This is a genomic window from Streptomyces sp. NPDC058464 (assembly GCF_042721035.1).
In the GTDB taxonomy this organism is placed as follows: Bacteria; Actinomycetota; Actinomycetes; order Streptomycetales; family Streptomycetaceae; genus Streptomyces.
This window is the reverse complement of the sequence record NZ_JBHXMA010000028.1, coordinates 17,564-36,440: the sequence shown is the minus strand read 5'-3', so window position 1 is coordinate 36,440 and position 18,877 is coordinate 17,564. Positions and strand designations below refer to the sequence as shown.

The 18,877-nt window shown below is 70.3% G+C and carries 18 protein-coding genes and 2 pseudogenes; 10 read left to right on the top strand and 10 right to left on the bottom strand.

What is annotated here, in order from left to right; all coding sequences use genetic code 11:
• Positions 1-2 precede the first annotated feature (2 nt).
• Genes ACFWPQ_RS32370 through ACFWPQ_RS32355 form a run of 4 tightly spaced genes read left to right on the top strand, consistent with a single transcriptional unit; the run spans position 3 to position 5,725 of the window.
• Positions 3-959, top strand: a complete 957-nt coding sequence (locus tag ACFWPQ_RS32370; protein WP_384042546.1) for a carbohydrate ABC transporter permease — start codon at positions 3-5, stop codon at positions 957-959.
• The gene (locus ACFWPQ_RS32365; RefSeq protein WP_384042543.1) at positions 956-1,837 is read left to right on the top strand and encodes a carbohydrate ABC transporter permease; all 882 of its coding nucleotides are present in this window, start codon (positions 956-958) and stop codon (positions 1,835-1,837) included. The genes ACFWPQ_RS32370 and ACFWPQ_RS32365 overlap by 4 nt, the downstream gene beginning before the upstream one ends.
• Before the next feature lie 31 nt (positions 1,838-1,868).
• Positions 1,869-3,494 (top strand): glycoside hydrolase family 13 protein, encoded by a 1,626-nt coding sequence (locus ACFWPQ_RS32360; protein ID WP_384042540.1) that lies wholly within the window; start codon positions 1,869-1,871, stop codon positions 3,492-3,494.
• A gap of 53 nt (positions 3,495-3,547) precedes the next feature.
• On the top strand, positions 3,548-5,725 hold the full coding sequence (locus ACFWPQ_RS32355; protein ID WP_384042537.1) for a discoidin domain-containing protein: 2,178 nt from the start codon (positions 3,548-3,550) through the stop codon (positions 5,723-5,725).
• Here ACFWPQ_RS32355 and ACFWPQ_RS32350 read toward each other — a convergent pair.
• From ACFWPQ_RS32350 to ACFWPQ_RS32335, 4 genes are read right to left on the bottom strand one after another with little or no spacing between them, the layout of a single operon-like run.
• Positions 5,694-6,512 carry an ABC transporter ATP-binding protein gene (locus ACFWPQ_RS32350; RefSeq protein WP_384042534.1) on the bottom strand — a complete coding sequence of 273 codons (819 nt, stop codon included), beginning with the start codon at positions 6,510-6,512 and terminating at the stop codon, positions 5,694-5,696. The genes ACFWPQ_RS32355 and ACFWPQ_RS32350 overlap by 32 nt on opposite strands.
• A 24-nt stretch (positions 6,513-6,536) precedes the next feature.
• Complete coding sequence (locus ACFWPQ_RS32345) at positions 6,537-7,313, bottom strand: ABC transporter permease (RefSeq protein WP_384042531.1); 777 nt, start codon at positions 7,311-7,313, stop codon at positions 6,537-6,539.
• Entirely contained in the window at positions 7,310-8,083 is a 774-nt protein-coding gene (locus ACFWPQ_RS32340; RefSeq protein WP_384042803.1) for an ABC transporter permease, read from the bottom strand. The genes ACFWPQ_RS32345 and ACFWPQ_RS32340 overlap by 4 nt, the downstream gene beginning before the upstream one ends.
• Before the next feature lie 5 nt (positions 8,084-8,088).
• Positions 8,089-9,054 carry an ABC transporter substrate-binding protein gene (locus ACFWPQ_RS32335; protein WP_384042528.1) on the bottom strand — a complete coding sequence of 322 codons (966 nt, stop codon included), beginning with the start codon at positions 9,052-9,054 and terminating at the stop codon, positions 8,089-8,091.
• Positions 9,055-9,266: 212 nt separating this feature from the next.
• On the opposite strand from ACFWPQ_RS32335, the gene ACFWPQ_RS32330 reads away from it, so the two are divergent.
• Positions 9,267-9,977, top strand: coding sequence for a helix-turn-helix domain-containing protein (locus ACFWPQ_RS32330; RefSeq protein ID WP_384042801.1), 711 nt, complete (start codon positions 9,267-9,269; stop codon positions 9,975-9,977).
• Here the strand turns inward: ACFWPQ_RS32330 and ACFWPQ_RS32325 are convergent.
• The 3 genes from ACFWPQ_RS32325 to ACFWPQ_RS32315 are packed head-to-tail and all read right to left on the bottom strand — an operon-like array spanning position 9,928 to position 12,118.
• Entirely contained in the window at positions 9,928-10,866 is a 939-nt protein-coding gene (locus ACFWPQ_RS32325) for a PDR/VanB family oxidoreductase (protein ID WP_384042525.1), read from the bottom strand. The genes ACFWPQ_RS32330 and ACFWPQ_RS32325 overlap by 50 nt on opposite strands.
• The gene (locus ACFWPQ_RS32320) at positions 10,863-11,057 is read right to left on the bottom strand and encodes a hypothetical protein (RefSeq protein WP_384042522.1); all 195 of its coding nucleotides are present in this window, start codon (positions 11,055-11,057) and stop codon (positions 10,863-10,865) included. Before ACFWPQ_RS32320 ends, ACFWPQ_RS32325 begins: the two co-directional genes overlap by 4 nt.
• Positions 11,054-12,118, bottom strand: a complete 1,065-nt coding sequence (locus ACFWPQ_RS32315) for a Rieske 2Fe-2S domain-containing protein (RefSeq protein ID WP_384042519.1) — start codon at positions 12,116-12,118, stop codon at positions 11,054-11,056. Before ACFWPQ_RS32315 ends, ACFWPQ_RS32320 begins: the two co-directional genes overlap by 4 nt.
• A gap of 517 nt (positions 12,119-12,635) precedes the next feature.
• Here ACFWPQ_RS32315 and ACFWPQ_RS32310 point away from each other — a divergent pair.
• Complete coding sequence (locus ACFWPQ_RS32310; protein ID WP_384042798.1) at positions 12,636-14,015, top strand: DEAD/DEAH box helicase; 1,380 nt, start codon at positions 12,636-12,638, stop codon at positions 14,013-14,015.
• Between the two features lie 53 nt (positions 14,016-14,068).
• On the opposite strand, the gene ACFWPQ_RS32305 is transcribed toward ACFWPQ_RS32310, so the two are convergent.
• On the bottom strand, positions 14,069-14,254 hold the full coding sequence (locus ACFWPQ_RS32305) for a hypothetical protein (protein ID WP_384042516.1): 186 nt from the start codon (positions 14,252-14,254) through the stop codon (positions 14,069-14,071).
• 100 nt (positions 14,255-14,354) lie between these two features.
• Positions 14,355-15,692, bottom strand: coding sequence for a PLP-dependent aminotransferase family protein (locus ACFWPQ_RS32300; RefSeq protein WP_384042513.1), 1,338 nt, complete (start codon positions 15,690-15,692; stop codon positions 14,355-14,357).
• 88 nt (positions 15,693-15,780) lie between these two features.
• Here ACFWPQ_RS32300 and ACFWPQ_RS32295 point away from each other — a divergent pair, with 88 nt between their 5' ends.
• Both ACFWPQ_RS32295 and cynS read left to right on the top strand, forming a co-directional pair.
• Positions 15,781-16,404: a DJ-1/PfpI family protein gene (locus ACFWPQ_RS32295; RefSeq protein ID WP_384042510.1), complete on the top strand. Its 624-nt coding sequence runs from the start codon at positions 15,781-15,783 to the stop codon at positions 16,402-16,404.
• Positions 16,405-16,529: 125 nt separating this feature from the next.
• Positions 16,530-16,958: pseudogene (gene cynS, locus ACFWPQ_RS32290) on the top strand (cyanase); the annotation flags it as partial.
• A 239-nt stretch (positions 16,959-17,197) separates the two neighbouring features.
• Here the strand turns inward: cynS and ACFWPQ_RS32285 are convergent.
• On the bottom strand, positions 17,198-17,929 hold the full coding sequence (locus ACFWPQ_RS32285; protein WP_384042507.1) for an SDR family oxidoreductase: 732 nt from the start codon (positions 17,927-17,929) through the stop codon (positions 17,198-17,200).
• A 125-nt stretch (positions 17,930-18,054) separates the two neighbouring features.
• On the opposite strand from ACFWPQ_RS32285, the gene ACFWPQ_RS32280 reads away from it, so the two are divergent.
• On the top strand, positions 18,055-18,414 hold the full coding sequence (locus ACFWPQ_RS32280; protein WP_384042505.1) for an antibiotic biosynthesis monooxygenase family protein: 360 nt from the start codon (positions 18,055-18,057) through the stop codon (positions 18,412-18,414).
• Between the two features lie 62 nt (positions 18,415-18,476).
• Positions 18,477-18,710 (top strand): annotated as a pseudogene (locus ACFWPQ_RS32275) (nitroreductase family protein); the annotation flags it as partial.
• Positions 18,711-18,877: the final 167 nt, after the last annotated feature.

The window sequence follows — 18,877 nt, the reverse complement described above, 5'->3', positions numbered from 1 at the left end:
CGATGACCAAGACGGCCGAGCGCCGACCCGCCCGCGCGGCGGTCGGCGCCCGACAGGCCCCGGCGCCGCCCCCGGCAGGGGACCGGAGGCGGCGCCGGATCACCGACCAGGTCCGCGCCTACGGCTTCCTGCTCGGCGGACTGATCTGCTTCGCCCTGTTCTCCTGGTACCCGGCGATCCGCGCGGTCGTCATCTCCTTCCAGAAGTACACGCCGGGCTCCTCCGCCGAGTGGGTCGGCACCGCCAACTTCACCCGGGTCCTGCACGACCCGGAGTTCTCGGCGGCCTGGCGCAACACCCTCACCTTCACGCTGCTGGCCCTGCTGATCGGCTTCGCGATCCCGTTCGTCCTCGCCCTGGTCCTCAACGAACTGCGGCACGCGAAGGCGTTCTTCCGGGTCGTGGTCTACCTGCCGGTGATGATCCCGCCGGTGGTCAGCGCCCTGCTGTGGAAGTGGTTCTACGATCCGGGAGCCGGCCTCGCCAACGAGACCCTGCGCTTCCTGCACCTGCCCACCTCGAACTGGACCAACGGCACCGGCACCGCGCTCATCTCCCTGGTGATCGTGGCGACATGGGCCAACATGGGCGGCACGGTCCTGATCTACCTGGCCGCCCTCCAGTCCATCCCCGGCGAGCTCTACGAGGCCGCCGAACTGGACGGAGCCAACCTCCTCCAGCGCATCCGGCACGTGACGGTCCCGCAGACCCGGTTCGTCATCCTCATGCTGATGCTCCTTCAGATCATCGCCACCATGCAGGTGTTCACCGAACCGTTCGTCATCACGGGGGGCGGCCCGGAGAACGCCACGGTCACCGTGCTCTACCTGATCTACAAGTACGCTTTCCTCTACAACGACTTCGGCGGCGCCTGCGCGCTCAGCGTGATGCTCCTGGTGCTGCTCGGCACCTTCTCGGCCGGGTACCTGCGGCTGACCCGCTCCGGGGAGGACGGATGAGCAGCGCCACCCGCACCCTGATCTCGCCGGCGACGCTGGCCCGCCCGCGCGGGCGGGCGGTCTACTGGACCGTCTTCACCGGTGTCGTCCTGCTCTTCGCGCTCGCCTTCCTCTTCCCCGTGTACTGGATGGTGACCGGGGCGATGAAGTCACCGGACGAGGTCGCCCGGACCCCGCCCACCCTCGTCCCCGAGCACTGGCACCTGTCCGGCTACACCGACGCCTGGGACCTGATGCAGCTCCCGGAGCACCTGTGGAACACGGTGGTGCAGGCGGCCGGTGCCTGGGCCTTCCAGCTGGTGTTCTGCACGGCCGCCGCCTACGCCCTGTCCAGACTCAGACCGGCGTTCGGCAACGTGATCCTCGGCGGCATCCTGGCCACCCTGATGGTTCCGGCCCAGGCCCTGGTCGTACCCAAGTACCTGACCGCCGCCGACCTGCCGTTCATCCACACCAGCCTGCTGAACGACCCGCTCGGCATCTGGCTGCCGGCCGTCGCCAACGCCTTCAACCTGTATCTGCTGAAGCGGTTCTTCGACCAGCTGCCCCGCGACGTGCTGGAGGCCGCCGAGATCGACGGCGCCGGAAAGCTGCGCATCCTCTGGTCCGTGGTGCTGCCCATGTCCCGCCCGGTGCTCGGGGTGGTGTCGATCTTCGCCCTGGTCGCGGTCTGGCAGGACTTCCTGTGGCCGCTGATGGTCTTCTCCGACACCGACAAGCAGCCCATCAGCGTGGCCCTGGTCCAGCTGTCGCAGAACATCCAGCTCACCGTGCTCATCGCCGCGATGGTGATCGCCAGCATCCCGATGGTCGCGCTGTTCCTCGTCTTCCAGCGGCACATCATCGCCGGGATCAGCGCGGGCAGCACCAAGGGCTGACGGCCCTTCCTCCGACAGAAAGGTTCGCACCGTGGGACAGCCCAGCCATGCCCCGAAGGACCACGAGGACCACGAGGACCACGACTGGTGGCGCTCGGCCGTCATCTACCAGGTGTACGTCCGCAGCTTCGCCGACAACGACGGCGACGGCACCGGCGACCTCGCGGGCGTCCGCGCCAGGCTGCCGTACCTCGCCGAACTCGGCGTGGACGCGCTGTGGTTCAGCCCCTGGTACCCGTCACCGATGAAGGACGGCGGGTACGACGTCGCCGACTACCGGGCGATCGACCCGGCCTTCGGCACCCTCGCCGAGGCCGAGAAACTCATCTCGGAGGCCCGGGAGCTGGGCATCCGGACGATCGTCGACATCGTCCCCAACCATGTCTCCGACCAACACCCTTGGTTCCAGGCCGCGTTGGCCGCCGGGCCGGGCAGCCCGGAGCGCGGGCTGTTCCACTTCCGGCCCGGCCGGGGCCCGAACGGCGACCTCCCGCCCAACGACTGGCCGTCGCAGTTCGTCGGCTCCACCGAACCGGTGTGGACCCGGCTGCCCGACGGCGAGTGGTACCTCCACCTCTTCACCCCCGAACAGCCCGACCTCAACTGGGCCCACCCGGCCGTCCACCAGGAACACGAGGACATCCTGCGCTTCTGGTTCGAGCGGGGCGTCGCGGGCGTCCGCATCGACTCGGCCGCCCTGCTCGCCAAGGACCCGGACCTGCCCGACCTGGCCTCGCACCCGCACCCCCACCCCTTCGTCGACCGCGACGAACTCCACGACATCTACCGCTCCTGGCGCGCGGTCGCCGACCACTACGACGGCGTCTTCGTCGGCGAGGTCTGGCTGCCCGACGCCGAACGCTTCGCCCGCTACCTGCGCCCCGACGAACTCCACACCGCCTTCAACTTCTCCTTCCTGTCCTGCCCCTGGGACGCGGCCCGGCTGCGGAACTCGATCGACACCACCCTCGCCGAGCACGCCCCGGTCGGCGCCCCCGCCACCTGGGTGCTGTGCAACCACGACGTGACCCGCACGGCCACCCGGTACGGCCGTGAGGACACCGGCTTCGACTTCGCGGCCAAGGCCTTCGGCGTCCCGACGGACCTGGAGCTGGGGACCCGCCGGGCCCGTGCGGCCGCGCTGCTGTCCCTGGCCCTGCCCGGCGCCGTGTACATCTACCAGGGCGAGGAGCTGGGGCTGCCCGAGGCCGAGATCCCCGTCGACCGCATCCAGGACCCGATGTACTTCCGGTCCGGCGGCACCGACCCCGGCCGGGACGGCTGCCGGGTGCCGCTGCCCTGGGCGGCCGGGGCGCCGTACGCGGGCTTCGGCTCGCGCGAGGAGCCGTGGCTGCCGCAGCCGACCGGCTGGGAGGCGTACGCCGTCGACCGCCAACAAGGTGACGCCGACTCCATGCTGGCCCTCTACCGGCGCGCCGTCGCCCTGCGCCCGCACTTCGGCGACGGCCCGCTGACCTGGCTGCCCGCCCCCGACGGCGTCCTCGCCTTCACCCGCGCCGAGGGCGTGACCTGCGTGGTCAATCTCGCCGCCACCCCCGCCGAACTCCCCGCCCACTCCCGACTCCTGCTCAGCAGCGGCCCGTTGGACGACGCCGGCCGGCTGCCGCAGGACACGGCGGCCTGGCTGACGAACTGAGCCGCCGGTACCGCTCGCGCTATCCCGTCCCCCCACACCGAAGGGATCAGCACATGCAGGGCACCACAGGTAGAACTGTCAGGAGCATGCCAGCCGTCGCGGCCGCCGTAGCGCTGGCCGCGGGCATGCTCGTCGCCGTCGCGCCCGCCGCCCACGCGGCCGCGGGCGCCAGCCTCCCCTTCACCTCCGTGGAGGCGGAGTCGGCGACCACCACCGGTACGAAGATCGGCCCGGACTACACCCAGGGCACCCTCGCCTCCGAGGCCTCCGGACGCCAGGCCGTGCGTCTGACCTCCGGGCAGCGGGTCGAGTTCACCGCACCCCAGGCGGCCAACGCCGTGAACCTCTCCTACAGCGTCCCCGACGGCCAGACCGGCACCCTGAACGTGTACGTCAACGGCGTCAAGCTGGCGAAGACCCTGGCCGTCACGTCGAAGTACTCCTACGTCGACACCGGCTGGATCGCGGGCGCCAAGCAGCACCACTTCTTCGACAACGCCCGGCTGCTGCCCGGCCAGAACATCCAGGCGGGCGACAAGGTCGCCTTCGAGTCCACCGGTACTCAAGTCACCGTCGACGTGGCCGACTTCGAGCAGGTCGCCGGGGCCGCCTCACAGCCCGCCGGATCGGTCTCCGTGGTCTCCAAGGGCGCCGACCCCAGCGGCAACGGCGACTCCACCCAGGCCTTCCGCGACGCCGTCTCCGCCGCCCAGGGCGGGACGGTGTGGATCCCGCCGGGCGACTACAAGCTCACGTCCTCGCTCAGCGGCGTGCAGAACGTGACCCTCCTCGGCGCCGGCAGCTGGTACTCGGTCGTGCACACCTCCCGGTTCATCGACCAGTCCAGCTCCTCCGGGAACGTCCACATCAACAACTTCGCGGTGATCGGCGAGGTCACCGAGCGCGTCGACTCCAACCCGGACAACTTCGTCAACGGCTCGCTCGGGCCGAACAGTTCGGTCTCCGGCATGTGGATCCAGCACCTCAAGTGCGGGTTCTGGCTGACCGGCAACAACGACAACCTGGTCGTCGAGAGCAACCGCATCCTCGACACCACCGCCGACGGCCTCAACCTCAACGGGAACGCCCACGGCGTCCAGGTCCGCAACAACTTCCTGCGCAACCAGGGCGACGACTCCCTCGCCATGTGGTCCCTGAACTCGCCCGACACCAACTCCGGATTCTCGAACAACACCATCTCCCAGCCGAACCTGGCCAACGGCATCGCCATCTACGGCGGCACCGACCTCTCGGTGAAGAACAACCTGATCTCCGACACCAACGCCCTCGGCAGCGGCATCGCCATCTCCAACCAGAAGTTCCTCGACCCGTTCTCCCCGCTGGCCGGCACCATCACGGTCGACGGCAACACGCTCGTGCGCACGGGCGCCATGAACCCCAACTGGAACCACCCGATGGGTGCGCTGCGTGTCGACTCCTACGACAGCGCCATCAACGCGACCGTCAACATCACCAACACCACGATCACCAACAGCCCGTACAGCGCCTTCGAGTTCGTCTCCGGCGGCGGGCAGGGGTATGCGGTCCGGAACGTCAACGTGACCGGCGCGACCGTGCAGAACACCGGGACGGTCGTGGTCCAGGCCGAGGCACAGGGCGCCGCCACCTTCCGTAACGTCACCGCCACCGGTGTCGGCGCGGCCGGCATCTACAACTGCCCCTACCCGGCCAACTCCGGCTCCTTCGCGCTCACCGACGGCGGCGGCAACTCCGGTTGGTCCAGCACTTGGGCCGACTGCTCCAGCTGGCCGACGCCGGGGCAGGGCAACCCAGACCCGGACCCGAACCGCAACCTCGCCAAGGGCCGCCCGGCGACCGCCACCGGCTCGCAGGACGTCTACACCCCGGGCAGGGCCGTCGACGGCGACGCCAACAGCTACTGGGAGTCCGCCAACAACGCCTTCCCGCAGTCGCTCACCGTCGACCTCGGCGCCTCCTACGCGGCCCGCCGCCTGGTGCTGAAGCTGCCCCCGTCCTCGGCCTGGGCCGCGCGGACCCAGACCATCACCGTGCTGGGCAGCACCGACGGCTCCACCTACTCGACCGTGGTGGGCTCCACGGGCTACCGCTTCGACCCGGCCACCGGCAACACCGTCACCGTGGCGCTGCCCGGCTCCACCAACCTGCGCTATCTGCGGCTGACCGTCACCGCCAACAACGGCTGGCCGGCGGGCCAGTTCAGTGAAGTGGAGGCGTATCTGACTTCGTGACCGGGTCCTCCCCCCGGGGAACCCCGCGCTTCGCCGCCTGGATCTGCTCGTAGACGTGGGTCCGCAGTTCGGCGAAGCGCGGGGCGACCCGTGTGTGCAACTGATCGCGCTCGTCCGGCAGATCGACCTTCAGCTGCTCCTGGACGACCGTGGGGGAGGCGGACAGCACGATCACCCGCTGGCCCAGGTAGACCGCCTCGTCGATGTCATGCGTGACGAACAGGATCGTGATCCCGCGCTCCCGCCACAACCCCCGGACCAGGTCCTCCAGATCGGCCCGGGTCTGGGCGTCGACGGCGGCGAACGGCTCGTCCATCAGCAGCACCTGGGGCTCGTAGGCGAGGGCGCGCGCGATCGCCACCCGCTGCTGCATACCGCCGGAGAGCTGCCACGGGTAGGCACCGGCGGCGTCCCCGAGACCGACCGAGCCGAGCGCGTCGGCGACGAGCGCCTTCCTTCGCTCACGCGGCAACCGCTTCTGTTTCAGCGGGAGTTCGACGTTCTCGGCGACCCGCATCCAGGGGAAGAGACTGCGGCCGTACTCCTGGAACACGAACGCCATCCCGGGCGGCGGACCGCTCACCCTCCGGCCCTCCAGGAGGACCTCACCGCCGGTCGGGGTGAGCAGGCCGCCCATGCACTTCAGCAGCGTGGTCTTGCCGCAGCCCGACGGGCCGACCAGACAGACGAGTTCGCCCGCCTCCACGGTGAAAGTGAGGTCCCGCACCGCCTCGACACGGCGGCCGGATCCGTCGTAGACCTTCTGCAGGCCGCGTACGTCGAGCATGGACCGCCCCTTCACGAGGTTCATTCAGGACCGCCGGGTTGTCGCGCGCAGCCCGTGGTACCAGCCGAGCACCCGGCGCTCGACCACCTGGAAGACCACCGACAGCGCGAAGCCGAGCAGGCCAAGCAGCAGGATCCCGGTCCACATGTCGGGGATCGCGAAGCTGCGCTGGAACTGCACGATGGTGAAGCCGAGCCCGTTGCTGGCAGCGGACATCTCGCTGATGACCATCAGGATGATCCCGATCGACAGCGCCTGCCGCAGGCCCGCGAAGATCTGCGGACTCGCCGAACGCAGTACCAGCGTACGCAGCCGGGCCGCGCCCGTGATGCCGTAGGAACGGGCCGTCTCCGCCATCACCGGGTCGACCGCCCGTACACCCTCGACCGTGTTGAGCAGGATCGGCCAGACACAGCCGCTGACGATCACCAGGATCTTCATGCCGTCGCCGATGCCCGCGAACAGCATGATGACCGGGACGAGCACCGGCGGCGGCACCGCCCGCAGGAACTCCAGGACCGGCTCGCACACCGCGCGCACCCGCCGGTACGAGCCGATGACCGTGCCCAGGGCCACGCCCAGGACGGCCGCCGACGCGTATCCGGCGAGCAGCCGCAGCACACTGCGCAGCAGGTCGTCGTGGAGCCGCTGACCGGTCCAGACGTCCGGGAAGGTCTGCAGGATCGTGCGCAGCGGCGGCCAGTAGACGTTCGTGCTGCCGTCGGAGGCCAGCCACCACAGCGCGACCAGGACGGCGGGCAGGGCGAGGACGTATCCCACCCTCAGCAGTACTGTTCTCACACCGCCACCTCCCCGCGCACCGACTGGTGCCAGGCCAGCGCCCGCCGCTCCACCGACCGGGCGCCCACGTTGATGACCAGCCCCAGCAGCCCGGTCACCACGATCAGGGCGTACATGTCCGGGACCGCCTGCGAGGCCTGGGCGACCGCGATCTGCTGCCCCAACCCCGGTGCGCCGATGACCAGTTCGGCGGTGATGGTGAGGATCAGCGCGACCGCGGCGGCCAGCCGGACACCGGTCATCACGTACGGCAGCGCGGTCGGCCACAGCACATGGCGGACCCGGGCCCAGGTGCCGAGACCGTACGACCGTGCCGTCTCCTCGGCGACCGGGTCGACGTCCTGGACGCCGTACATCACCTGGATCAGCACCTGCCAGAAGGAGGCGTAGACGACGAGCAGGAGGACCGAGCGGAGTTCGGTGCCGTAGAGGAGGATCGCGAGCGGGATCAGGGCGACCGAGGGGATCGGGCGGAGGAACTCGATCGTGGAGGCGGTCGCCTCGCGCAGGTGCGGGACGACCGAGAGGACGACGCCGGCCACGATCCCGGCGCCGACCGCGACGGCCAGGCCCACCGCCCAGCCGGTCAGGGTGTCGCCGAGCGCCGACCAGAAGGCCTTGTCGCCGAGTTCGGTGCCGAGGGCGCGGGCGATCCTGCTGGTCGGCGGGAAGTAGTCGGCCTTGACCAGGCCGAGCCGCGGCACCGCCTCGCCGAGGGCGAGGAAGGCCGCGAGCCCGGCCGCACCGAGTGCGGTGTTCAGCCCTTTCACTTCTTTCACGGCAGCAGCTTGTCCAGGTCGGGTGCCGTCTTGAAGAGGCCGTCCTGCTCGCTGAGCTTCTCCAGCGTCTCGATCGAGGAACGGTTCGCCTCGGCGGGCCACTTGGGCAGGGTCACCTTGGCCAGGACGTCCGCCGGGGTCTTGGTGTAGGTGGTGACGATCTGCCGGACCTCGTCCGGGTGCGCGTCCGCGTAGGACAGCGACTCGGCCACGGCCGCCTGGAACTTCGTCACGACGCCGGGGTTCTTCTGCGCGTACGACGTCGAGGTGAAGTACATGGCGACGGTCAGGTTCGCCGCCACGTCGACGAGCGGCGAGGCGATCTCGGTGGCGCCCTGGAGCTTCATGGTCGCAAGGGCCGGTTCGACCGCCATCGCGGCGTCGATCTGGCCCTTGTCGAGGGCGGCTGGCATCTGGTCGAAGGCGAGCTCGACGAACTGCACCTTGTCCGGGTCGCCGCCGGCCTTGCGCACGGACTCGCGTACGGCGGTCTCGTTGATGTTCTTCAGCGTGTTGACGGCGACCTTCTTGCCCTCCAGCTGCTTCGGCGACGTGATGCTGCTGCCCTTCTTCACGACGAGCCCGCCGAAGTCCTTGCCCGCCACGCCGGTGGAGGCCACGCCGTTGGCGATCGCCTGCACCGGCACGCCGCTGGACTGCGCGATCATCAGCGAGGTCATGTTGCTGAAGCCGAACTGGAACTGACCGCTCGTCACACCGGGCACGATGGCCGCGCCGCCCTGGGCGAGTGTCATCGACAGTTTCAGGCCGCGCTTGCTGAAGAAGCCCTCCTTCTGGCCGAGATAGAGGGGGGCCACGTCGACGATGGGGATGATCCCCACCTTGACGGTGGTGGTGCCGCCCGACGAGGGCGAGGTGGACGACGAACCCCCGGAGGAGCCGCAGGCCGCCGTGGCGAGCAGGAAGGTACCGGTCGCGAGACCGGCAAGCAGACGACGCATGGCTCCTCCTGTGCAGACAACGGTGTTCCGACAGGCTGTGCGCTGTGCGCACACTGGTGCTCGATTGGTGCTCAGCGGGAAGGTAGAACCGGCCGTGCAACCCGGTCAATGGGTTTAGCTGACAAAATTGTTGACAGTTATCGAACCGCGCTCTCACCGTGTTCTCCGTGTCGGACCATGAGTCGGACCGGGAGGCGACGATGTCGAGGGATGTGTCGAGGGATGCCCGCGCACCGCATTTCGTCAGGTCCTTCGAGCGTGGCCTGGCCGTCATCCGGGCCTTCGACGCGGAACATCCGGCGCGTACGCTCAGCGAGGTGGCCCGCGCCTGCGACCTGACCCGGGCCGCCGCCCGCCGCCTGCTGCTCACCCTCGCCGACCTGGGCTACGTCCATTCGGACGGCCGCCGCTTCCGCCTCACCCCGCGCGTCCTGGAACTCGGCTACGCCTACCTCTCGGGCCTGGACCTGCCGCACCTCGCGCAGCCGCATCTGGCACAACTCGCCGAGCTGGCCGGGGAGTCGGCGGCGCTGTACCTGCTGGACGGCGACGCCGTCGTACCGGTCGCCGCCGCCCGGCCCCGGCGGGTGATGGCGGCGACGATCGCGGTGGGAGCGCGCCTGCCGGCGTACGGGACGGCGGCGGGGAGGCTGTTGCTGGCCGGGGAGCCTCCACCCGACTGCGTCCTGCTGGAAGGCGATCCCGAGGCCGGGGTCAGCACGATGGCCGCTCCGGTACGGGACCGGAGCGGCCGGGTGGTGGCCGGGGCGGTGCTCGCGATGCACTCCGGCCGGACCTCCGCCGGGGCGGCCCGCCGCGATCTGCTGCCGCACCTGCTGGCGGCGGTGGCGCGGATCGAGGCGGACCTGCGGATCACAGATCCAGCACCAGACGCGCCCCTCGGCACCGCGACACGCAGATGAGCATCGTCTCCCCGGCCGCCCGCTCCTCCTCGGTGAGCACCGAGTCCCGGTGGTCTGGGTCGCCCTCGATGACGTCCGTCTCGCACGTCCCGCAGGTGCCCTCGGTGCAGGAGTAGAGCACCTCGACCCCGGCGGCCCGGACGGTGTCGAGCACGGAGACACCGGGCACGACGGTGAGGGTACGACCGCTCTGCGCGAGGACGACCTCGAACTCCCCCTCCTCGCCCGCCTGTTGCTCCTTGGGCCGGAACCGCTCGACCCGCAGCACGCCGGCCGGGCAGCGCTCCTCCACCGCGTCCAGCAAGGGCCCCGGACCACAGCAGTACACGAGGGTGCCGTCCGGGACGTCGTCGAGTACGGCCGCCAGGTCCAGCAGCCCGCTCTCGTCCTGCGGAGCGACGGTGACCCGCTCCCCGTCGTACCGCGCCAACTCGCCGGTGAACGCCATGGACCGCCGGGTCCGTCCGCCGTACAGCAGCGTCCAGTCGGCGCCCGCGGCCTCGGCGGCGGCGAGCATCGGCAGGATCGGGGTGATGCCGATACCGCCCGCGACGAACCGGTAGCGGGGTGCGGACTCGAGCCGGAAGTGGTTGCGCGGCCCCCGCACCCGCACCTTGTCGCCGACGCCCAACTGCTCGTGGACGTAGGCGGATCCGCCGCGCCCGTCGGGTTCCCTGAGGACCGCGACGCGCCAGCCGGAGCGGTCCTCAGGATCCCCGCAGAGCGAGAACTGCCGCTCCAGCCCCGGCCCGAGCACGACGTCGACATGCGCTCCGGGTTCCCAGCCCGGCAGTTCCTCGCCCAGCGGATGCCGCAGAGTCAGGGCGACCACTTCCTCGGCCGCCGACACGCGTTCCGTCACGACGAGTTCGGCTTCGTAAAGGCTCATGGGGTGCGCTCCGGGGACTCTTCCTGAACCTGGGACCGCGGCCGGTGGCCTTCGGGGTGGCCGAGCATCCACTCCCACATCTCGACCGGGTCCTGGGCGGTGTGCTCGGCGCCGCAGTGACAGGTGCCGTGCAGGACGTCGGTGCCCGGCAGCCAGTCGATGCGGTAGATCTCACCTGTCGGTGCGCTCACAGGACCTTCTCCACGGGCTTGTCGCCCTCCTCGACCAGCCGGGCGAGGATCCGGCGGGCCGCGAGACCGCCGGTGTCGATGTTGATGCTCAGCTCCTGGTAGCCGGCCCGCTCCGAACCCAGCGTCCGCTGCAGGAGGTTGAGGGCGTCCACGTCCTGCATGACCACCGTGTGGTTGTTGCTCCGCAGGAACTCGGTGACCTCGGCTTCCTCGGTCGCCCAGTCCCGGGAGACCATCCAGAAGTCGTACACCTTGCCGTCCGCGGACGGGGTGATCGCGTAGGTGATCTCGGTGTGGAAGCCGTCCGGGTCACTGCCGTCGGCCTCCGGCACCACGCCCACGGGGGCGATCCGGCTGTGCAGCAGATACAGGCACGGCGCGTGGTACTCGATGTCCTGCCAACGCGTGATGCGCCCCGAGATCCCGGTCGAACGGGCGTAGAACGGCGGGCACTCGGCGTCGTCCATGTGCCGGCTGACCCGCACGATCCCAGCGCCCTCGTCGACCTCGGTGGTGATGGGGGTCTCGGCGACCTCGGGGGTGCCGATGTAGCCGCCGTGCAGATAGGTCTCGTGGGAGAGGTCGAGGAGGTTGTCGACGAGGAGGCCGTAGTCGGCGTCGATCGGCTCCATGCCGCGGACGGTCGTCCAGCCGGGGGAGTCGAGGTGGCGCGCCCGCGGTATGGCCTGCGGGTCGGCGAGCGCCGGGTCACCGACCCACACCCACACCAGCGAGTCCTGCTCGACCACGGGGTGGGAGGCGACCCGGGCGGTGCGCGGGATGCGTTTCTGCCCCGGCACGTACACGCACGCGCCGGTCCGGTCGTAGGTGAACCCGTGGTACCCGCACACGATCCGGTCGCCGTCGAGCCCGCTCTCCGACAGCGGGTAACGGCGGTGCACACACCGGTCGCTCAGGGCGACGGGCGCACCGTCCTCCGCCGCCCGGTAGAACACGAGGGGCTCCCCGAGAATCGTCCGCCCGAGCAACTCCCGCCCGACCTCGTGACTGTAGGCGGCGACGTACCACTGGTTCCTGGCGAAGGCGGTCATGTGAGGCATGGCTGCGGCTCCCGTCGTTGGGTGGTGGCGACATCGTCCGGAAGGACGTCACGGGGGCGCAATAAGGCTTCCGTCTCACGGAAGGTTGGACGTGAAAGGCCTGTTCAGAGGGTCGGTCTGGATACGCCTCGGTGCTCGATGAGCGGCCTGGCCGCCTCCTCGTCTGCAGAAATGAGTGAATTCGTCGGACGAGAGGCGAAGTTGGTCCGCCCCTGGTCCGGATCTCGGTGGGCGGCGGGGGCTTTCGCAGACAGAGACCTTGTGGTTCAGCGCGTCGAGACAATGTGCACAGACAGGTCGGGCTGTCGTTCCTCGGCCGAGCGGCGCGGCCATGGGGCGCTGGGGGTGGCGTGCCCTGTGCTAGCGTTAAATCTTTGCAGCGTCGCTGTGTCGGTATCCGGTTCGGAGTCCCTGGCCGGTGGCCGCGTCCCCGCCGCGCCTTCCTCGGTACGGTTCCTTTGGAGGAAGGCTTTCTGTGAGCGAATCAGCACGTGCCGATGCCCGGCAGCGGAACCACGTGTCCGAGGCGTCGGGCGCCACTGCTGCGCCCCACGCGGCCGCGTCCTTTGGGCAGCTGGGGCTGCCGGCCGAGATTCTGCGGGCGCTCGACGAGCACGGTGTGACGGTGCCCTTCCCCATCCAGGCGGCGGCGCTGCCGAACGCGCTCGCGGGACGGGACGTCCTGGGCCGGGGCCGTACAGGATCCGGTAAGACGCTCGCCTTCGGCCTGGGGATGCTCGCCCGGACGGCCGGACGGCGCGCGCAGCCCAAGGAGCCGCTGGCGCTCGTTCTGGTGCCCACCAGGGAGCTGGCCCAGCAGGTCGGTGAGGCGCTCTCCCCGTACGCCGAGGCGCTGCGGCTGCGGCTCGCGACCGTGGTGGGCGGTGTGTCCATCGGACGGCAGGCCGCCGCGCTGAGGGACGGCGCCGAGATCGTCGTCGCCACGCCCGGCCGACTGCACGACCTCGTCGACCGCAAGGGATGCCGGTTGGGACACGTGCGCATCACGGTCCTGGACGAGGCCGACCAGATGTGTGACATGGGGTTCCTGCCGCAGGTCACCGAGATCCTGGACCAGGTGCGTCCCGACGGGCAGCGGATGCTGTTCTCCGCCACCCTCGACCGCGACGTCGACCAGCTGGTGCAGCGCTACCTGCGCGACCCCGCCGTCCACTCCGTGGACCCCTCGTCCAGCGCGGTCCTGGCGATCGAGCACCACGTCTTCGTCGTGCACGGCCCGGACCGGTACGCCGTGACCACGGAGATCGCCGCCCGGGACGGCCGCGTCCTGCTGTTCCTGGACACCAAGCACGGCGTCGACCTGCTCACCCGGCATCTGCGGGCCAGCGGCGTGGCCGCCGCCGCCCTGCACAGCGGGAAGTCCCAGCCGCAGCGCACCCGGACCCTGGCCCAGTTCAAGAACGGGCAGGTCACTGCCCTGGTCGCGACGAACGTCGCCGCGCGCGGCCTGCACATCGACGACCTCGACCTCGTGGTCAACGTCGACCCGGCCACCGACCCCAAGGACTATTTGCACCGCGCGGGCCGCACGGCCCGGGCCGGCCGCTCCGGCAGCGTGGTGACGCTCGTCCTGCCGGGACAGCGCCGCGAGACGAGCCAGGTCATGGCGGACGCCGACGTCGCCCCCAAGGTCACCAAAGTGCGGTCCGGTGAGGCGGAGCTGAGCCGGATCACCGGCGCCAAGGCCCCCTCCGGAATACCCCTCGACGGCGGGCCGGCCGCACCGCGCCCCAAGAACCACAACGCCCCGTTCCGTGGCCTGGGCAGCACCAAGGACGCGAGGGACGGCTCCGGTGGCAGGCCGTCCCGCAAGAGCAGCGAGGCCCGCAAGCTCGCGGAGGCCCGCCAGGCGGCCCGGGTGCGGCGCGGCGGCTGAGCCCTGGTTCAGGGTGGTCATGGCGGCGCGCGGTCGGGCGCGCCGCTGCGGCGTCAGCCGCCTCCCCGCCACACCCCGGCCGATGGCTGCCGGCCGAGTCCGCGGGACACGGCGAGGCCCGCCGCGATGACCGCGGGCCGCAGCGTGTGCAGATCCACCGACCCACTGCTGACCACGACCGACAGCGCCGCGGCGACCTCGCCGTCGGCGTTCATGATGCGCGTGGCGGTGGAGTCCACGCTCGGATCGCTCGGAACGGACGACGCGGCCTTCGGGGAGATGCGGGCGAGGTTCGTCGGCAGCCTGGACCCGGCGAGCTGACCAGGCCTCCGGCGCCGTTCAGGAGTAGGCGTCCTCAACGGCGACCTGTCGCACCGTACGCAGCGTCGACCGGAGACTGTCCAGGTCGGTCGAGCCCAGAGCGAGGCGGATCGCCTGCGGTGTGTGGATCGAGGTGCTGAAGGGCTCGGCCGTGGTGACCGAGATGCGCCGGCGCGCGAGGGTGGCCGTCAGGCGATCGGCGCGTGCGTCGTCGGGCAGCGGCAGCCAGGTGAAGTAGGACGAGGGGTGGCCGATGAGGGGCAGACCTGCCAGCTCTTGCCGGGCGAGCGCTTGGCGGGCCTCGGCGTCGTCTCGTTTCCGCGCTTCCAGGTGGTCCACCGTGCCGTCGTCGAGCCAGCGGCAGGCGATCGCGGTGGTGAGGGCCGGGGTGTTCCAGGTGGTCGCCCGGATCGCGCGTTCGAGTGACGGCACCGCGGACGGCGGGGCGACGACGAAGCCGACCCGGAGGCCGGTGGCGACGCTCTTGGACAGTCCCGAGACGTAGACGGTGATGTCCGGCGCCGTTGCGGCCAGCGGTGGTGGAGGGTCCTCGGCCAGGTAGGCGTAGGAGGCGTCCTCGATGATGAGCGGACCGTGCTGTCGGGCGATCTCGATCAGGCGGGTCCGGTCGGTCGCCGGCATGACCCAGCCCAGCGGGTTGTGCAGGGTGGGCATGGTGTAGATCGCGCGCACAGGGCGGGTCGCGCACAGCTTCTCAAGGGCATCGAGATTCGGTCCGTCGGCGGTTGCGGGTATGGGCTCCAGGTCGAGATGGAAGGCATGCGCGAGCACCTTGAAACCCGGGTAGGTGAGTGCGTCGACCGCGACGACGTCGCCGGCGTTGAGCGTGGCCATGACGGTGATGGCCAGGCCGTGCTGCGCGCCGTTGGCGATGAGGATCCGGTCCGCGTCGGTGGTGATTCCCCGACGCCTGAGGTGCCGTGCGATCGAGGCTCTGTCCTGGGGGCGTCCTCGATGCGGTTGGTAGCGCAGCAGCGAGTCGATGTCACCGGAGGTGGCCACCTCGCGCAGGGCCTGCCGGAGGAGGTCGGCCTGGCCGGGCAGCGACGGATAGTTGAAGTTGAGGTCGACCGCGTCCGTGGCGACGACCTGCTGATCGATGCCGTGGCCGGCGGGAACCGCGAGGTCGCGCACGAACGTGCCGCGGCCCTGCTCCCGACTCACCAGGCCCATCGTCTCCAGCTCGGCGTACACACGGGTCGCGGTCACCACGGCGATGCCCTCACGGGCGGCGAGCCCGCGGTGTGTCGGCAGCCGTACACCCGCGGCGAGCCGCCCGGCCCGGATGTCGGAAGCGAGCGCGTCGACCAGCGTCTTGTACCGCGAGGCTGCCATGCACCGGATTGTACGCATGACAATTCTTTGACTGTCCTGCTCGCCGGTCCCTACGGTCAAGACCCACCCACCCGGAAGGACAGCCGCCGTGCACATCGCCATCCTCACCTTCGAGGGCTACAACGAGCTCGACTCCCTGATCGCACTCGGTGTGCTCAACCGCATCAAGTCCGACGACTGGCGCGTCACCATCGCCACCCCCAGCCCCAGGGTGACGTCGATGAACGGGGTGACCATCGAGCAGATGTCCACTCTTGAGGAGGCGTGCGCCGCCGACGCCGTCATCGTCGGCAGTGGCATCGCCACCCGCGAGGTCGTCGAAGACCCGGCGATCATGGACGTCCTGCGCAGCCTGGACCCCACGCGCCAGCTCATCGCGGCACAGTGCTCCGGCGCGCTGGTGCTGGCCAGGCTCGGCCTGCTCGACGACATCCCCGCCTGCACCGACCTGATCACCAAGCCCTGGGTCGTCGCCGCCGACGTCGAGGTACTCAACCAGCCCTTCTACGCCAGGGACAACATCGCCACCGCCGGCGGCTGCCTGGCCTCGCACTACCTCGCCGCCTGGATCATCGCCCGCCTCGCGGGCAAGGAGGCCGCTGACGGCGCGCTGCACTACGTCGCCCCGGTCGGCGAGAAGGAGGAATACATGGAGCGCGCCTGGCGCAACATCAACCCGTACCTGCCCGCTCCCGCACCGGCGCTCGTCTGAACACCGGTCGCGGCCCGAGCATCCACCGGACCCTTGGACAGAGAGGTCTCACAGCGATGAACGACGCGGGGAAAGACACGGCGCACGGCGGTGCGCAACCGGCGCCGAGCGACCACCGACCGGGCATGACCCGCGACGAGGCAACGGCTGCCATCGTTTCCAGCAGACTGGCCAAGGGCTACACGTGGCAGCAGTTGGCTGACGCCATCGGCCGGCCGCTGGTGTGGACCACCGCGGCATTGCTCGGGCAGCACCCACTTCCACCGGACAGCGCACGGCAGGTCGCCGAACTGCTCGACCTGCCGGCGGAAGCCGTGCCGGTGCTCGCCGCCGTTCCGTATCGCGGCGCACTTCCCACCGCGATACCGACCGATCCGACGATCTACCGCCTCTACGAGGCGCTGCAGGTCTACGGCCCGGCCTTGAAAGAGCTGATCCACGAGCAGTTCGGCGACGGGATCATGAGCGCGATCAACTTCAAGCTGGACATCGGGCGCGCGACCCACGACGGGGCCGAGCATGTCGTCATCACCTTCGACGGGAAGTTCCTGCCCTACAACTGGCCCAGTGACTGCCCCCGTTCGGGTGGAGCAGGATACTCATCGCCACATCGCCTGGCGGGAGCGGCGGCTTGGCTCGACGCCACCTTCGAGACCGAGTCCGACGACGGTGATGGCCTGAGCGCGGTTCGGGCATGTGAACTTGGCAGGCAGGCCGGCCACATGACGCAGCGCACCGATCTTTGCCGACGGCGCGGAAACCGCCGCTCACCGGCCGGCGTCGGGTCGCTGGTTCAGGAGAGCCAGTCGGTGTAGTGCGTGGGGGCGATCCGGGCGCCCTTCGGCGCGGTGAGGACATCCCCCTGGGCGGCGGCGAACAGGCCCGCGGTGTCGTCGGTGACGACGGAACGGCTGTCGCCCTTGGCCGACAGGGTGACTCGGCCGAGTTCGTCGAGCGGGTAGACGTCGGGACCCGCGACGTTGAGGACGCCGTTCAGGGGCTTGCCCGCGGCGACATCGGCGACGGTGGCGGCGACGTCCGCGGCGGCGATCGGCTGGATCGGCGTGCGCGGCAGGCGGACGGTGTCGCCGTCGGTGGTCATGGCCAGGGTGCCGTCCATGAACTCCATGAACTGCGTGGCGCGGACGATGGAGTAGGGGACCGGCCCGGCCTTGAGGAGGTCTTCCTGAAGCACCTTCGCCCGGTAGTAGTCCAGATCGGGCACGCGGTCCACGCCGACGATCGAAAGGATGACGAAGTGCCCGACCCCGGCCTTCTCGCTCATGCCGAGCAGGTTGTCCATCGAGGTCTGGAAGAAGGCGAACGAGGCGTCGTCGAAGGTCGGGGAATTCGTCAGGTTGACGACGACGTCGGCGCCCGCGACGGCCTCCTCCAGTCCCTGACCGGTGAGGATGTCCACGCCCGTGGACAGCGAGTACGGCACGGCCTCGTGCCCGGCCGCGTTGAGGTCCGCCACGACCCGTGACCCGATCAGCCCGGTTCCGCCGATGACTGCGAACTTCATGGCATGCACCTTTCCTCGAGGCCTACTGTCCGATATATACCTTATGCCGATCCAGTCTCGGCAAGCGGTCGGGCGGGCCGGTGCTCCGCCGGATCGGCGGGTGCGTGCTGCCCTACAGTGACGCCATGAGTGATCGCGCCGAAGCGCCTGTCGTGCCCGTCGAGGCCTATGAACCCCCGTACTGCGTGGCCGTGTTCACTGCGGTGCGCACCCAGGACCAGAGCGGCTACAGCGAGACCGCCGCACGTATGGAGGACCTGGTGAAGGACGTCCCCGGGTTCCTGGGGATGGACCAGGCGCACACTCCTGGTGGACTGTCCATCACCGTCGGGTACTTCCGCGACGCCGACGCCCTCGCGCGGTGGCGGCGCGATGCCGAGCACCGCGCGGCGCAACAGCGCGGGCGGGCCGAGTGGTACCGGAGTTACACGCTGCATGTGGCGAAGGTCGAGCGGAGCCACGGGTTCATACAGGCCGACGCGTGACCGTCCACGGGCCGATGGGCCCGGTTCCGCCGACGCCGCGGCCCTGACGCGGCTGCCGCCTCATGGCGAGCCGGGCTCCCTGTCGCATTTTCCGATCGCTGCCGGCCGATGTGTCGACGCGACCGGCAGGCGCGGACAAGGAGGCGGACGGTCTTGGGTGCCTACGAAACGGTCGTGAGCCGGCGGGGGTGCGCGGATGCGGCGACCGGCAGGTCCCGGAGGAGGCGCCGGAGCGGGCGCTGTCCGCCGCGGCCTGGGCGCCGTCCGGTTCGAACCCCCAGCCGTGGCATGCCTACGTCGTGACCGGCCGGCCGCTCGCCGAGACGGTCTCCTTCCTCGAGGGCTGGGCGAGGCGAGGCGAGGCGCGGCTGCGTCGCGCCGTCCTCCCGCATGGCGCACGCGGCGGCACCATATGTCCGCACCGGCCCCCCGCAGGGGGTCCGCGTTGTCACGGATCGCCGCA